Annotated in this window: 17 protein-coding genes; 9 read left to right on the top strand and 8 right to left on the bottom strand. The window is 55.1% G+C overall.

Annotation, left to right across the window (positions count from 1 at the left end; translation table 11 throughout):
* The first annotated feature begins 224 nt into the window (after positions 1 to 224).
* The 7 genes from ispH (at position 225) to FYJ63_RS06845 (ending at position 5,537) form a co-directional block, all read left to right on the top strand.
* The gene (ispH, locus tag FYJ63_RS06875; RefSeq protein ID WP_154545114.1) at positions 225 to 1,232 is read left to right on the top strand and encodes a 4-hydroxy-3-methylbut-2-enyl diphosphate reductase; all 1,008 of its coding nucleotides are present in this window, start codon (positions 225 to 227) and stop codon (positions 1,230 to 1,232) included.
* A gap of 47 nt (positions 1,233 to 1,279) precedes the next feature.
* Positions 1,280 to 2,365 carry a redox-regulated ATPase YchF gene (gene ychF / locus FYJ63_RS06870; protein ID WP_154545112.1) on the top strand — a complete coding sequence of 362 codons (1,086 nt, stop codon included), beginning with the start codon at positions 1,280 to 1,282 and terminating at the stop codon, positions 2,363 to 2,365.
* A gap of 25 nt (positions 2,366 to 2,390) precedes the next feature.
* Entirely contained in the window at positions 2,391 to 2,717 is a 327-nt protein-coding gene (locus tag FYJ63_RS06865; RefSeq protein WP_277028655.1) for a nucleotidyltransferase family protein, read from the top strand.
* Positions 2,714 to 3,052, top strand: a complete 339-nt coding sequence (locus tag FYJ63_RS06860) for a HepT-like ribonuclease domain-containing protein (RefSeq protein WP_154545110.1) — start codon at positions 2,714 to 2,716, stop codon at positions 3,050 to 3,052. The genes FYJ63_RS06865 and FYJ63_RS06860 overlap by 4 nt, the downstream gene beginning before the upstream one ends.
* Before the next feature lie 14 nt (positions 3,053 to 3,066).
* Positions 3,067 to 4,674 (top strand): N-6 DNA methylase, encoded by a 1,608-nt coding sequence (locus FYJ63_RS06855; RefSeq protein WP_154545108.1) that lies wholly within the window; start codon positions 3,067 to 3,069, stop codon positions 4,672 to 4,674.
* 129 nt (positions 4,675 to 4,803) lie between these two features.
* Positions 4,804 to 5,151, top strand: coding sequence for a type II toxin-antitoxin system Phd/YefM family antitoxin (locus FYJ63_RS06850; protein WP_154545106.1), 348 nt, complete (start codon positions 4,804 to 4,806; stop codon positions 5,149 to 5,151).
* Entirely contained in the window at positions 5,151 to 5,537 is a 387-nt protein-coding gene (locus FYJ63_RS06845; RefSeq protein WP_154545104.1) for a type II toxin-antitoxin system VapC family toxin, read from the top strand. Before FYJ63_RS06850 ends, FYJ63_RS06845 begins: the two co-directional genes overlap by 1 nt.
* Before the next feature lie 102 nt (positions 5,538 to 5,639).
* Here FYJ63_RS06845 and FYJ63_RS06840 read toward each other — a convergent pair whose 3' ends face one another.
* The 7 genes from FYJ63_RS06840 to FYJ63_RS06810 form a co-directional block, all read right to left on the bottom strand.
* Complete coding sequence (locus FYJ63_RS06840; RefSeq protein WP_154545102.1) at positions 5,640 to 6,062, bottom strand: Hsp20/alpha crystallin family protein; 423 nt, start codon at positions 6,060 to 6,062, stop codon at positions 5,640 to 5,642.
* Positions 6,063 to 6,311: 249 nt separating this feature from the next.
* Positions 6,312 to 7,367: a uroporphyrinogen decarboxylase family protein gene (locus FYJ63_RS06835; RefSeq protein ID WP_154545100.1), complete on the bottom strand. Its 1,056-nt coding sequence runs from the start codon at positions 7,365 to 7,367 to the stop codon at positions 6,312 to 6,314.
* 148 nt (positions 7,368 to 7,515) lie between these two features.
* Positions 7,516 to 7,938 (bottom strand): PIN domain-containing protein, encoded by a 423-nt coding sequence (locus FYJ63_RS06830; protein ID WP_195839358.1) that lies wholly within the window; start codon positions 7,936 to 7,938, stop codon positions 7,516 to 7,518.
* Positions 7,935 to 8,216 carry a FitA-like ribbon-helix-helix domain-containing protein gene (locus FYJ63_RS06825; RefSeq protein WP_154545095.1) on the bottom strand — a complete coding sequence of 94 codons (282 nt, stop codon included), beginning with the start codon at positions 8,214 to 8,216 and terminating at the stop codon, positions 7,935 to 7,937. The genes FYJ63_RS06830 and FYJ63_RS06825 overlap by 4 nt, the downstream gene beginning before the upstream one ends.
* 307 nt (positions 8,217 to 8,523) lie before the next feature.
* Positions 8,524 to 12,264: a Rib/alpha-like domain-containing protein gene (locus tag FYJ63_RS11025; protein WP_195839357.1), complete on the bottom strand. Its 3,741-nt coding sequence runs from the start codon at positions 12,262 to 12,264 to the stop codon at positions 8,524 to 8,526.
* Positions 12,265 to 12,561: 297 nt separating this feature from the next.
* A complete protein-coding gene (locus FYJ63_RS06815; RefSeq protein WP_154545093.1) occupies positions 12,562 to 12,885 on the bottom strand; it encodes a type II toxin-antitoxin system RelE/ParE family toxin in 324 nt (107 codons plus the stop codon).
* A complete protein-coding gene (locus FYJ63_RS06810; protein ID WP_154545091.1) occupies positions 12,882 to 13,187 on the bottom strand; it encodes a type II toxin-antitoxin system RelB/DinJ family antitoxin in 306 nt (101 codons plus the stop codon). The genes FYJ63_RS06815 and FYJ63_RS06810 overlap by 4 nt, the downstream gene beginning before the upstream one ends.
* Positions 13,188 to 13,344: 157 nt before the next feature.
* On the opposite strand from FYJ63_RS06810, the gene FYJ63_RS06805 reads away from it, so the two are divergent.
* A complete protein-coding gene (locus FYJ63_RS06805; RefSeq protein ID WP_229770040.1) occupies positions 13,345 to 13,602 on the top strand; it encodes a FitA-like ribbon-helix-helix domain-containing protein in 258 nt (85 codons plus the stop codon).
* Positions 13,580 to 13,999: a type II toxin-antitoxin system VapC family toxin gene (locus FYJ63_RS06800; RefSeq protein ID WP_154545087.1), complete on the top strand. Its 420-nt coding sequence runs from the start codon at positions 13,580 to 13,582 to the stop codon at positions 13,997 to 13,999. Before FYJ63_RS06805 ends, FYJ63_RS06800 begins: the two co-directional genes overlap by 23 nt.
* Positions 14,000 to 14,126: 127 nt before the next feature.
* Here FYJ63_RS06800 and FYJ63_RS06795 read toward each other — a convergent pair whose 3' ends face one another.
* Complete coding sequence (locus FYJ63_RS06795; protein WP_154545085.1) at positions 14,127 to 14,789, bottom strand: low molecular weight protein-tyrosine-phosphatase; 663 nt, start codon at positions 14,787 to 14,789, stop codon at positions 14,127 to 14,129.
* Between the last annotated feature and the right edge of the window lie 318 nt (positions 14,790 to 15,107).

Genomic DNA, 15,107 nt, shown 5'->3' with positions numbered 1-15,107 from the left:
AATCGGCTAAACTCAAAGGAAAGAACGGAGCGATTAGGGACGGTTTTTACTTTGCGGAATGTTCGCGTGAATGGAGCAAAGAAGAATCGTCCCTATGACTGCGTAGAGGTTTAAGTTAAAATTCGCTACGCAGACTGGGGACGGTTCCACTTTGCTCCGCGCTTCGCGCTATGCAAAAGACGAAACCGCCCTCGTTTACCCCGCCAAATGTTGAGGTTTTAATTATGGGAAAAGTCTTGTTGGCCTCGCCTCGCGGATATTGCGCTGGCGTTGACCGCGCGGTAACTGCCGTTCGCCGCGCGCTGGAACTATACGACGCGCCAATCTATGTCCGGAAAGAAATCGTCCACAACAAGTTTGTTGTCCAAACTTTAGCCGAGGCCGGCGCAATTTTTGTAAACGAACTCGACGAGGTTCCGCCAGGTGCCCGCGTGGTGTTTTCCGCCCACGGGGTTGCGCCCGCGGTTTATGCCGAGGCCGAAGCCCGGGGTCTCGAGGTGATTGACGCCACGTGTCCGCTGGTCATGAAGGTTCACCGCGAGGCGCGACGCTACGCCGATGAAGGCTTCGAAATTGTTCTCATTGGCCACCAGGGGCATGAGGAAGTCGAAGGGACGCTCGGGGTCGCCCCCGAGCGGATTCACGTTATAGACACCGACGGCGATGTCGATGCCCTGCCTGACTTGGACGGTTTAGGCGCCGACCGGAGGCGGCACTTTAGTGAAAATGAAATCCAAAACGCGGCCGACGCAACCGCCGAGACCCACGCAGCCGGAAAAGTCGTGTGGCTGTCCCAAACCACCCTCTCCGTCGACCAGACCCGTGAAACCGTGTCCCGCCTCGAGAAACGCTTCCCCGGACTGGTAAGCCCGCCCTCGGACGACATCTGTTTCGCGACCCAAAACCGCCAGGGTGCGGTCAAAGCCATCGCGCCGCGCTCGGATGTCGTCGTGGTGGTCGGGTCGGCTAATTCCTCAAATTCTGTCCGGCTGATGGAGGTCGCTTTGGAGGCGGGGGCGCGCGCCGCCCACCGTGTCGACGGGGTCGGCGAGATGGAGGCGAGCTGGTTCGAGGGGGCTTCCACAGTCGGGGTTACCTCCGGCGCGAGCGTGCCGGAAGTGCTCGTTGAGGAAGTCCTCCAGTGGCTCGCTTCCCGCGGATTCGACGAGGTGGAAACCGTGGAAACTTCGCGCGAAACCACGTCGTTTACCCTCCCGAAGCCCCTGCGCTGAACCGTACTTTATAGGGGAATCCCCCCTGGAACAGATAGGATGGGGATATGGCTTTAACAATCGGCATCGCCGGACTCCCGAACGTCGGCAAATCCACTATTTTCAATGCGCTCACCCGCGCAAACGTTTTGGCGGCAAACTATCCTTTTGCGACCATCGAGCCTAATGTCGGTGTCGTGCCGCTTCCGGACGCGCGCCTCGGGGTTCTGGCCGAGATGTTTAAGTCGGTCAAGATTGTACCGGCAACCGTGTCTTTCGTTGATATTGCTGGCATCGTCAAGGGGGCCTCCCAGGGTGAGGGCCTCGGCAACCAGTTCCTCGCCAACATCCGCGAGGCCGATGCAATTTGCCAGGTCACCCGCGCTTTCGCCGATCCGGATGTGGTTCACGTCGAGGGCAAGATTGATCCGGCTTCGGATATCGAGACGATTTCGACAGAGCTGATTCTTGCCGACCTGCAGACGCTTGAAAAAACGATACCCCGACTGAAGAAAGAAGTTACCGGAAAAAAGACACCGAAGGAGGTTTTGACCGCGGCCGAACAGTGCGATGCGATTCTAAACGAAGGCCGCACGCTGTCTAGCGCGATTGCCAAGGGCGAACTCGACGGGAACCTTGTCAAACAGTTCCAGTTGATGACCTCGAAGCCGTTCATTTATGTCTTCAATATGGACTCGGCAGGGCTCGCAGACGAGGCGAAAAAGGCGGAGCTGGCAGCATTGGTGGCGCCCGCCGAGGCGGTGTTCCTGGACGGACAGTTCGAGGCGGAGCTGGTCGAGCTGGACGAAGAGGATGCCAAGGAAATGCTGGCGGATGCGGGAATCGAGGAGTCCGGACTCGATAAGCTCGCGCGCGTCGGATTCGCGACTTTAGGGCTCCAGACTTTCTTGACCGCGGGGGAGAAGGAGTCGCGCGCCTGGACTATCCGCCAGGGCTGGACCGCGCCCCAGGCAGCCGGCGTCATCCACACCGACTTTGAGCGCGGCTTCATCAAGGCTGACGTCATTTCCTACGACGAACTGGTCGAAATCGGCAGCCTCCACAAAGCCCATGAACTCGGCAAAATCCGCCAAGAAGGCAAGGACTACGTCATGCGCGACGGCGACGTCGTCGAGTTCAAGTTTAACGTGTAAGTTGCTCAGCTGGTATTATTAACGGGTGATTACGGCAACTATTTCCCCGGAAACACGCGCTTTGCGCGAATTGCTTGCCGAGCGCAACGACGACTTTAATGCTTTGTTGAATAAATACCGCGCGACCAAACCAAGACTGTTCGGATCGGTCGCTCGAGGGGATGCCAACGCTGACAGTGACATTGACATTCTTGTTGACATGAGCCCTGCAGACGGAAATATCCTGCTTCGAGCATCCGGTCTACTTGAGGAAACACGCGCTTTATTTGGGCGCAACGTCGACATTTTTCCCGAAACATTACTAAAGCACGAAGTAAGCGAGTCCGCCCGTGCCGAGTCGGTGAGTTTATGAGCCGTGATGACAGCGCCAGGATTAAAGATATGTTGCGCGCGATTGCAAAATGCCGAAACTATTTTTCCCTGATTCAATCCGATTCTAGCGCTGACTTTGTAGAGCTCGTAGAGGATGCCATTGAGCGGAACCTCCAAATCATAGGAGAAGCCGCGAATCATCTCAGCTCCGAATTCACAATAATTCATTCCGATATAGCCTGGCCGCAAATTCGCGGTTTACGTAACATCCTGGTTCACGAATATTTCGTTGTTGCCACGGACACAATCCGCGATGTCATTGAGAATTATCTTCCCGAGTTACAGCAGTCACTTTCTAATCATATTTCTGATTAAGACGGATTCCACCCATGACACGTCTCGGCTCACCAAGAAGCGACCGAAACTTTACCGTCTCTTTTTCTCCGGTGCGGGTAAATCGCGTCATCAAGGCCCTTTTGGGAACTAGCAATACTGCAACTAGACGTTCCTGGCTGGCCGCGGTGGCGAACCTGGTTTGTCACAAACGCCCCGATTTGGCGGAACAACTTGTTGAAGTCCTCGGAGTCAAACCGGCCCCAACCAAACCGCCCGCCACCGGCCCCCAAAACGAAGGCATACTATCCGGACTGACCATCGGGGAAATCGGGGTCTGCTACGAAGCGCTTCTCTCACGGCTTGACCGCGATTCGCGCAGGACCTCCGGACAGTTCTTCACCCCCGATGATGCGGCGCATTTCATGGCTGAACAATCACTTGCCTTCCCGAAAGGCACCTGGCTCGACCCGTGCTGTGGGGTGGGTAACCTAGCGTGGCACTTGGCAAGTGTCTCGGCGGATCCCGCGGAGTTCATCAAAAACCGCTTGCTGCTTGTTGATCAAGACGCAACCGCACTTCGAACCGCCGTAGCATTAATCGCCGCCGAATTCGCCGCGCCGGGCGATACCAACGCCGTGAAAGCGCTCGCCACCCGCGCGACGCGCCGCGATTTCCTCTCCCGCGAGGCGCCCCCCGCCCACGATTTCGTGATTTTCAACCCGCCCTACGCCCGCGCCCCGAAACGAACCGACTTTGAGACTGGTTCCTGTCATGACCTGTTTGCCTATTTCACCGAACGGGTGGCGAAAACTTCGCGCGGGTTCATCGGGGTCACCCCCGCCTCCTATCTCGCCGCGCCCAAGTTCCAGCCGCTTAGAGATGTCCTCAACCGCTACGCCAAGGGCGGCGATGTTCTCGTCTTTGACAACGTTCCAGACACTTTGTTCCGGGGCTACAAGTACGGCTCGGCCAACACTTCCAAAACGAACTTTGTGCGCGCCGCCATCACAATCTGTTCCCCAAAGGCCAGCTCTTGGCGGGTTACACCCATCCTGAGGTGGCAAGTTGCCGACCGCGAAACCATGTTTGACCAGTGTCGCAAGCTTTTGGTGGACCGGCGAATCGGGCCTGACGGAGAGTGGGTGAAAGTCCTCGCTGAGATGACGCCGACCTGGGACTATCTTGCTAGGCAAACTCTCACTGTCGGGGATTTGACGACCACTCGCGAAACCAGATTTGCCCTTGATGTCCCGTTGACCCCGCGGTACTATATTTCGGCTTCGTTCCAACCTTTAAACCGCGGTTCAAAAGCCAGGCTGTACTTCGAAAATGAGGCGGACCGCGACCGCGCGGCGGTGGTTTTGAACTCCTCGGCGGCGTATCTGTGGTGGCGGGGGTTGGACGGCGGAGTCACCTTGCCGAAGCGGGTCCTGCGCTCAACCCCAGTCCCGCCGATTACTGGGAATCTCGAGGCTCTTGTCGGCGCGATTAGGGAATCCGAGGCCAACTCCCTGGTCGGAAAGATGAACGCCGGACGCTTGAACGAAAACATCAAGCACCCCCTTGAGGTGGTCCGCTTGTTGAACGACGCAGTTATCCCCGACGCTTCCCGATTGGGACTGCAAGCGGTTTACTCCAACAATATGTTCCCTCTAAAATGAGAGAAAAGGAGTTTTCAAAATGGCCACAACTAAAGGCAAAGCGGGGGTAAGACCCCTGACGAAGATTCCCGTGGCCGAGAGTAAATTTTAGGTCTTCAAATTGGTGCTACAAGTTGCTACACTTTAAATATGAGCGCTGAAGAAATTCCCCCGATCCCACCCGACAGTGATAAGCCTGCGAAGTCGCGCCAAAAGCCGCGAACTCTCAACGGGACCACGGTGATTTCCCAACGCGAACTGCGCAATAACTCCGGCGAGATTCTGCGGCGCGCGGAGGCCGGTGAGGTCTTTACGGTGACGCGTTATGGGAGGCCGGTGGTGTCTTTGCAGGAGTATCGCGAAAAACAACTGGGACTGCCGGTCGCGAAACCTGCGACCGGAACCATTGATGATTTATTGAAAATTGATCCCGTCGAGATTGGCTCTTGGGATGAGATTATGAAAACGCTCGATGAACTGCGGGAGGATCGTTTCTAATGATTTGGTACCTCGACACCTCCGCGGCCATGAAATTCCTCACCACAACAGAAGCACACACCGAAGAAATTCGTAACCTCGCCGAAGAAGTTCGCCCCACCATGGTTTCGACTTATCTTTTAGAAACTGAACTTAGACGGGCAGCAAGGCGAGTTCCCGATGTCGGTCAAGATAAGGTATCTGCTTTTCTTTCCGGTGTTAAACTGCTGGAAATGCCCCCATTGCTATTCCGAAAGGCTGGTCTCATAGACGGCCCGAATCTCCGATCTCTCGACGCTCTGAACCTCGCGGGGGCATCGATGAGCGGAGCAGATTGCCTGGTCACATACGATTTTAGGCTCGCCGAGGCGGGTAGAGAGATCGGGCTCGACGTCCTCACGCCGTGAAAGTAACCGCGAGAGGCGCGCCGTAAAAAACGCGGACGGTTCCGCTTTGCTCCAGATGTGCTGGCACAAAAACGAAACCGTCCGCGTTTCCTAACGCTTCGATTAGCCCTCGATGACCTTGTCAGAGCCACCGCCGACATTGACGGAAATCTTGCGCGGCTTGTTTTCCTCAGCCACCGGAATCGTCACGGTCAAGACGCCGCCTTCATAGTTTGCAGCAATCTTGTCAAGCGCGAGCCCATAACCCAAGGTCAACTGGCGAGCGAAAGTTCCCGCGGGACGTTCGCGAGTCAACCAGTGCAGGTTCTCGCCTTCAACAGCGTCACGCTTGGCGGAAATCGTCAAGGTGCGATCCTCAACGTCAATGTCGATGGTCGAGGGATAAACGCCCGGAAGGTCAACGGTCGCGACGAACTTGTCACCGTCCTTGTAAAGGTCAAGCGGCATTCCCGGGGTAGCCGGAGAGTGCATCGCAGAGTTGAACAAACGATCAATTTCAGTAAACGGATCGCGGTAAGTAGCCATATTAATCATCCTCCAATAGTTTTCTCTCATCTGGTTCAAGTCCCCGATTTCTCGGTTCCATTGAACACAACAACGATTTTAGCACTCTTATTCCCAGAGTGCTAGTCGAAGTTGATAATACTCGACTCAACTTCACTAGGACAACTGGCATCATCCCTCTAACCAGGGAATTTACTGGTGCAAGTGGGACAAAATGGTAAAACTGTTCTCATTTCAGCCAGTCTCCACCGGTAAAAACCGAAAAATCAGTTAGTGCGCATTGTGGACGTAGTCCACTACCCAGCGAATATCGTCGGACTCCACATCCCGCGGCAGGCCGCCACTGCAGTTGAAAACATGGGAAGGCGCCGCCCGACCGGCCCGCAAAACCTCGTCCACCACCCCGCGCAAAGTGTCCCTATCGGCATATAAATAATCCGTATCGAGATTCCCCTGGAGGACTTTCCCCGGGGCGAGCCGCGCCGCGTCCTCGAGGGTGATGTTGTCACCAATCCCCAAGACGTCCACGTAAGGCGCGATAATCCCGAGAAGCTGATCGGCTCCGAGATTGCAAGAAATCTTCGTAATGTCACCGAAATCCTCGAAAATCCCACGCGCATAGGGCTCGGCCATGCAGGCATATTCCCCCTCGGTCAAAACCCGCACCCACGGGTCTACCATCTGGAGCGCCTCGGCTCCGCCACGAACTTGAGCCGCCAAAAAGCCTTTCAGGAGGTTCGAAGCCCACCGAATTAGCTCATCCCAACAGCGCGGCTGCGATTGCATAAAAACGCGAGTTTGAAGGTGCTGGCCGGGGTCAACAATCCCCTCCACCAGCAACGAAGCCACAACAAAGGGCGCCGCCCCGAACGCAATCAAAGTCTTTTCCGGAGCCAAAGCGGCGCGAGCCTCGCGAACAATTTGCTCCACCGCAGTCCAATCCGGAAAGGGACGATTCACCAACTGGTCCACCCGCGAAGGTGAGCGCAAGGGCATAATCTTTTCGCCGTCCTCCCCCAGCCCCGTCCGTAAATCGATTCCCATCAGGTGCAAAGGCAGGAGTACGTCCGAAAAACAGACCGCCGCATCCACATCCCACTGTTCTACGGGAGCCAGCGCATCTGGAATGACATGGTTCGGATTCAGGGCGAAAGCATTTTGTTCGGAAAGCGAAAGGTCAGCCCAGTTTTCGGGCGTGTGGAGATAGGACTGGCCGAGAAACCACACCGGAATAGTGTCGGGACGCTCCCCGCGAAATGCCTGCCGTAAGGGAGTGTCGGGATTGGCGGCAGCGCTGCCCGTGTGGATTTCGATTTCCTCGTCCATGCTTTGATTTTACGCCTTGGAGGCAATAGTTTAGCAAATTGCCATAAGTTGCCTGGAAAGTTTCTAGCGACGGCAAGTGGACGGTAGAGTGCGCAAGATGGGCGTTGAAACGACAGCGGGCTGGTAACACCGAGTCAATCGCATAAATTTAGTCAGCAAAGGGATTCACGAGCGACAAGCCACCTATATCCTCAAAATCCTTAACGTTGCGGGTCACCAGGGGCATTGCGTGAACAAGCGCTGTCGCAGCGATATAGGCGTCATTCTCAGGGTAGGTTCGAACAATGTTAATCTCGGAAGTTCGAAGTGCAACATACTCATCTATCGACAAAATCTTGCCTCGAAAAGCGTTGATAACATCATGTTTGAACCACTTTCGTAATCGAGTAGCCTGTTTATTCTCTCGGCTTTCGACTCTCAAAATACCATCGTAAATTTCTTCCAGGGTTATTGAGCTGATAAAGAAATTATCTGTTTCCTTACCCGACATCCACTGCAACATCGATGTATTTCTGGCTCGCTTGGATTGTCGCAACTCACTTATTACATTCGTATCAAGGAGGTAATTCACCAGATATCCTCATCTTCAGAGAAATCCGGAATGTGAGGGTTAGGATGGATTTCCCGTGGCGGAAGTGGAAGGTCGTCATAATCGGAAGTGTCAGTCCGGTTCAGAAGCTCAACTAGATTTTGCGAACGCGGTTCAGATTTTTGCGAGCGAAATGTTTCAGCCACATCTGAAAGCACACGCTTCAGATAGCTGTTCAGCGACCGCCCTTCCGCCTTGGCTTGGCGTTGCAGCTCAGCTTTTACCTCTTCATCGAGACCGCGGATTTGCACAATAGACATGCACCCACTTTGCACCCATAAGAAGCAGATGTTTCAAGACGGCCGCTACGCCGGGCGGGTCAGACCTCTTGGCGTAGCTGCGTCAGCAACGTAGCCAAAGGGTCTGACCCCCAGCGAAGCAAACCGCACCCCTGCAAAAAAAATCCCACCCAGATGAGCTTTAAAACCCGAGTGGGGAGTTCCGAAGAACTCCCCACTCTTTGGGTTTCTACAGGCTGACTTTACAGTCAACCGAAACGGTCATTGCTGACCGGGTCGGGCCTGACCCGGCTGGGAGCGGTTTGATCAGGGCTCCCAGCCGGAGACTTTAGGCCTCGTTTTCCTTGCGTCCCCGCAAGGTGAGCAACGCGCCACCTGCTAAGAGAACTACCGCTAGGCCAGCGAATCCTAGGATCCCGTCCACGCCGGTGCGAGCCAAGTTCCGCGGCTGTTGCGGATTGGTGGTGACAACTGCCGGGGTGGCCGGAGCCGGGGTATTCACTCCCGCCACCGGAGGCTCCTGCGGAAGCTGCACGGTGATGTTCGGAGTGTTCGGCTGCTCATTCACTCCTGCAACCGGGGGCTGGCTCGGTCCAGCGGGTCCAGCAGGGCCTTGCGGTCCGGCGGGTCCAGCAGGGCCTTGCGGTCCGGCGGGTCCAGTAGGTCCAGCAGGGCCAGGAGTGCCGGGTTCATCCTTGGTGACGTTAATTTTACCGTCTCCAGTAACAGTGCCGGGTTCATCCTTACCGTCATCCTTCGGATCGTAAGTCACGGTCACTGTGACTCCGCCAGTCTTGGTTTCTGTTGGAGTGCCGGAGATAACGCAGGCAGTGCCTTCAGCGTTCAGCTCAATCTTCAAGCCCGCAGCCAGACCGGTCGCCTCGCACTTAAGGAGGTCAGTCTTACCGGGGTTCTCAATCGGAACCACAACCGGGGTGATTGGCTGGTCTACTTTGCCGTCCACACTAGGAACCTCTGGAACGCTTGGAGCTATAGAGCATCCTGTTTCGGGGTCAACCGTCGCGCCTTCTGGAGTTCCGGGGCACTGATCCTTAGAATCCGGAACCTTATCTTTGTCGCCGTCATCATCAATCAAGATGTTGCCGTCGCTGGTCAAGGTTCCACCGCCATTCGGGTTGTCTCCCGGTGTATAGGTTGCCGTGACGGTAATCTTTCCGTCTTTCTTCTCGGTCGGGGTGCCGGAGATCACGCAGCCACCCTGGGTGGGGCTGTAGGTGATGGTCAAGCCGGCAGCTAAGCCTTCAGCTTCGCATACCACGTCAGCCTTACCGGGGTTCTCAATCGGAACCACGACCGGGGTGATTGGCTCGTCAACAACACCGTCTACATCGGGCACATCTCCGATGGTTGGCGGCAGAGAGCAACCAGTTTCCGGATCTACTTCCGCACCTTCAGGGGTGCCGGGGCATTGATCCTCACCCTCGCCGGGATTGGTCGGATCCTCGGGGTCAGTCACACCGTCGTTGTCGGAATCACGCACAGTGAACTTGGCTGAAACCTTGTCTTGGGAACCATCAGCGTAGGTCACAACAACCGGAACGTTCCAGGAATCTTTATCCTTAGCATCGGCCGGGAAGGTTACAGTAATCGCACCAGTGTTCTGGTCAATCGAAACACCAGTCAAAGCGGACGGAACACCGTCACCAAGAGCGAAGGTCGCGCCCTCAACAGTTGCCTCTCCACCGGTTGCATCCGTAAAGGTCGGGTTCTCGGAAGTCACGGTCTTGTTCTTGGCACCGAAGGTCTCGGTGTAGACCGGATCATAAGTTTCCGCATCGGCCGGCTCGGCATCCGGCTCCTTGACGATAACCTTCCAGTCGATGACCTCAGTGGAGCCATCCGGGTAGGTAACGGTGACTGTGCCGGTAATCGGGGTGCCGGGAACAGCATCTTGTGGAATGTTCACGGTAACTTCACCCGTATCGGGATTCACGGTCACGTTGGGATCATCGTTAGTCTCGGAATAGGTGGTGCCGTCGGGCATCGATTCGTCACCGGTCTGAGGCAAGGTGACGGTTTCGCCGGGTTTACCGTGTCCGTCATTGTATCCCGGGGTGTTCTCATCGGCCATGGACTCATCAGCGGTGAAAGGAGCCTTCACGTCTTCGTCAACAGTGTTGTCGGCGTAAGTCACATCTACCAGCACGTTGTGGGTGCCCTGAGAAGGAATCGTGTAGGTCACTGCACCGTTTTCAGCAGCGGTGCCTTCAGCCGGAGCGAAGGTCGCGGAGGTGGTTGTCTGGGTCGGCAGACCCTTGTTCAAGATGAGCTCGTTGTAAGCCAGAGTCTCTACCTTGTCAGTTGTGGTCACGTCATCAAAGGTAGGCGCCTGAGAGGTCGCAGATTCTAGAACTTTGCCCTTGGTTTCGGTGTAAGACGGCACGTAGCGCTGAGCCATGGTGCAGCCGTCAGCGTCAACAGAAGCTCCCTCCGGGGTGTCGCCACAGAGATCTTTGTCATCCGGCACGCCGTCACCATCTTTGTCACCCACGGTGTAGATGAAAGAATCCGCAGCCACCGCAGTATCGCCATAGTACAAGGTAGCGGTGTAGCTGTCGCCTTTCACAGCGTCAGCCTGAGCGGTCAAAGTGCAGGCAGCAATCGCACCGTTGGTCTTGATTCCTTCACAGGTCTTCACAGTCTTGCCAGTTTTGTCGGTCCAGATGATGGTGTTACCAGCAGGAGAGAAAGAATAGCCAGAGATGGACGGGGTGACCGGGGTGGTTTTGTTCGTCACTTCGTGCTTGTCCAGCGTCAAGTTCAAAGCGTAGTATGGAACCACAGCGAAGTTAACGTCGTACATGTAACGAGCAGTGTAAATCACCTTAGGACCCGGGACCGGCTGCGGTTCGGTGCGACCGGCATTCTGGCCCGGGTTATTGAATACGTTGTCAGCAAACGCGGAGTAGGACGGAAGTACTTGACCAGTCGGATCTTCGACCCAACCATAGAAGGTGTTGCCATGGTTGAAGACATCCTGGTCGCGGAACTGCAAGGAGTAACGCCCCTGAGAGTCAGTGACATCCTTGATGGTCTCAACAACACAGCCCGGGTTGGCTTTAATAACAGCCTTCATAGCAGCAACGTCCTTGTCAACAGCCTCAGCGGCTTTCTGGCAGGACGGATCCAAAGCGGACATGTAGACGGTGAAGCCTTCTGCCGCAGGATCGCCGGGCGGGTCGTTGATCGGACCAGAACCACCGGTGGAGCCAGCCTCTTCAATCCAAACAGAGCCTTGAATCTGGCCTTTCATTTTTTCCGAAAGCACATTGGCATATTCGGAAGTGCTCTGGGTGGCTTCGACGTGCATATAATCGGCAGGCATCTGGTAGCCCCAGAGAACCGCATTGTTGATGTATTGCAAGTCGAGGTACTGGGCACCAATCTTGTTGTTATCCAGAAAATCGTCGCTAGTCAAGCCGGGGTTACCGAGGTTGGACAGCGAGCTGCGGATTGGTACTACGAGTTCCTGAGTGGTCGGATCCGTGTAGGGCTCGAACCAAACCTGAACCTTAGGCTGGTTGGCAACGCCCGGACGGAAGTAGTGGGTCTTGTACATGGAGTCGACCCACTTCGGGATGGAGAACGCGTAAGCGCCATCCCGTGCGGTGGAATAATTGTTATGCGTCTGGGCAACATAGATGGGGGAAACCGCACCATCTTTATCGGTCCAACGCATGTAAATTTTGGTTCCTTCAGGAACAGCCGTGTTCTGTTCACCACCATTAGTTGCCGCGGTGGAGTAATCGAGCAATACGGCATAACCGGTAACGCGAGCGCCACCAACGCCCTTGTCTTCACCAGTTTCGTTCAATTCACTGGTAATGCCACCCCACGATCTGAGTTTGTAAACGCCGGAGCCAGCAATAGCATCGGCAGGAATTGCGTCAGCCGTGGTGCGACCTCCTGTGGTAGGGGTTACGCCAGTATTAGTAGTTACCGGATCAGCAGCCATGGCTCCGAGCTGGCCGACAAATAAGGTTGAGAACGCGAGACTCACGGCGCCGATGGCGGCGAGTCCAGCCCTCCTCTTAGTTGCTTTTCGCATTTTCATGCCTTCCTGTAGAAACTTAGGGGATCTCCATCCCATTAGTATTATCATAACTCAGGATTCTTTCAGACAAAACTGAGAACCCCTCCAGAAAAGAAAACAGTTCTGTTAGCCCAGGTCAGCGCGGATTTGAATGTTTGACAAAAGGTAGAGTTTGTCAGGCCAAAGCTGGGACTTTCCTGGGCGCTATTGAAATATAGCGGGTCATTCTGGGATTTACCTTAATGTTTTGTCATCCTCTTTAATGAACCAACCTGAAAGAATTCCGAATGGGGAGGGTATTGAGCCCGCGGACTACGATTCATCCTTTAGGCGCGACTCAATGTCAGCACCGCCGTAGAAAATATGCTGGACTGTTACCGTCATTGAATCGTCGTCCGGCACATACAAAACGACATAGTTGTCAACACCCATAACCCGAAGTCCGCGACTGCGCCACGGTTCCGTCTCCCACTGGCGGAAGCGGTAAGGCATTTCGTCAAGAGAACCGATCGCCTTTTCCAGGCGTTCATATTGCTCCGCCGCAGTTTGAGACACTCCAATATTAACGGCGATATACCAATAAACCTTGCGCAATTCTTTGATTGCATCATCTGAATATTGAACTTGGCATTTCATAGCCCAAATTCCTTACGAAGCATTTCTGAGGCCTCTTCGAAGGGGACTGTCTCGCCGCCCAGCATTTGAGCCCAGGAATGTTCGAGCTCGCGGTCTAGCTCCTCCTTGGTCATCTGAGAGATGTCATTCGGGGCCGGGAAGGTGAGTTTGGCATCGAAAGGCAAGCCGCGCTGGGCAATGATTTGGCGATAAAACATATCGATGGCGGTCGCAGACGGCATCCCGAGTTGGCTCAGGATGAATTCGGCTTGGCGTTTAATCGTCGGGTCGATACGGGCGGAAACGGTTGCGGTCTTAGCCATTTTAGAGGTCCTTTCTAGGTACGTTGCTGGTTAAAGTGTAAGTGAATGTATAGCAGATTGCAAGGGATTTGCAGGATTCTGGGAAGAGGTTTAGAGGGTGAGCAGATAAACACTATTGACATACAGAGTGTATGCAATACACAATGTATGTATGGTTTTGATTCAGATTCGCGATGTTCCCGAAGAGACCCGCGACGTGCTTAAACAAAATGCTGCCCACAAAGGCATCTCGCTAAATTCCTATTTAAAACAACTCATCAAAAACGACACTGCGATGAACCAGCAGGAGACAGCGCGGCAAAAAGTTATGGAGCGAAAATACGCGCAAGGTGGTTTCAAAGAGCTCAGCAGGGAGAATATTGCGAAGCTAGTTCGTGAAGATCGGGAAGAACATGCCAGAAAATTTGCTTCCTAACCCAAAGGGTCCGATTTACGTTATTGACAACTCATTTCTTGTTGACTACCTCGTCAACGAGAATCGACCCGAGCTGCCACCGGAACCAGGAACTTGGATTGCTCCAGACCTGCTTCAACTGGAATTCATTTCCGCGCTACGTTCCCTGATTCTTAGCGGAGCCATGACCGAAGAAGAATCCCTGAATCTTCTTGACGATTTCTTCGGAATCAGTCTCTTCCTTTTTCCAACCACGAAGGAACAACTACTCCGCTGCCTTACACTCAGCCACCGTTTCACTGTTTACGACGCGGCTTATGTCGTGTTAGCTAGGGAAATGAATGCGACGCTCGTAACGCATGATTTGCGGCTCGCGCGGGAGGCGGAGAAACTGGTGGAGGTCTTTACCGGAGAGTAGCGCCGGATTCGAGGAGGAAATGCGGTTTTATAGGTCAATAGGTGTATGTAACTCGTGCGATTTTGACCGCTGCTGCCATATATGCCACTCATCGCGTTTTTTACCCGGGTTGCGTCAGCAGCCCCGCCTATACCTCCCTTTTTTCGGCGTACAGGAAGGCCACGATTCCGTCGGCGCCCGCCTCAACGACTGCGAGAGTCTCATAGAAGTCGTCCAAGGTTCCATACCAGGGATCCGGCACATCGAAAGCTCCGTCGGAAGTATAAAAGTTTGACCAGTTAGACTGCTGGCGCTGGCGGGCTGGGTCGCGGAAAGCCCTTGCTGAACCCTCTTGACCTCCCCCAGCAGGCTCGGGGTTTCCATCGTCCCCGTCCGACCCGTCATATAGCGCCCCACCCGGACCGAAAACCCCCTCGGGAGCGACCGGCAGCGTCCCATCAAACTCACGCCACAGGTGGAGTTTCGCGAGGTCATCGCCGACGGCCTCCATCTGGGAGGCGAGCGCACGGGCGTGGCCGACAGTCATGGCGAGGATAAGGTCGGAACCGAGAAGTTCCTCGCGAGTCGCGCGGTGAGCGAAGTGGTTTTGGGGGACTTCGTAGTGGGCCTCCTTGAGGACCTTCGCAGCGCGCCGATCTAGGCCGTGACCATGTTCTTCATCGGAGACTCCGGCAGAGGCTACGGTCACGGCATCGTTGATACTCGCCGCCGCAAGCCGGTCGCGCAAGACAATCTCCCCCATCGGGGAGCGACAGATGTTTCCGGTACAGACCACTAAGATTTGCTTCATCGTTTAAGCCTAACTTAGCCGGCGGTTTGGCGTACCCTTACCCTGCGCGACGGCAGGACAATCTCAACCGACAAGGCAAGCGCAGCCGGCGGGTCGGACCTCTTGGCGTAGTTGCGTCAGCAACGTAGCCAAAGGGTCTGACCCGCCGGCATAGCAAAATCAAGAGCTATATATGTTCGGGGTGCCAGCGATTCCGCGCTCAAACCTCACGTGAAACCCAGTTTTCCCTTCGGGGCACGCAAGCGCTCGCTCACAAAACCACGGCAAAATTGTCGGGGTGCCAGCAATTCCGCAACTTCGTCGCGGAATCGCGCGCCC

It is taken from the genome of Mobiluncus porci (genome assembly GCF_009695935.1).
Lineage (GTDB): Bacteria > Actinomycetota > Actinomycetes > Actinomycetales > Actinomycetaceae > Mobiluncus > Mobiluncus porci.
This window is presented reverse-complemented; position numbering and strand designations above follow the sequence as displayed.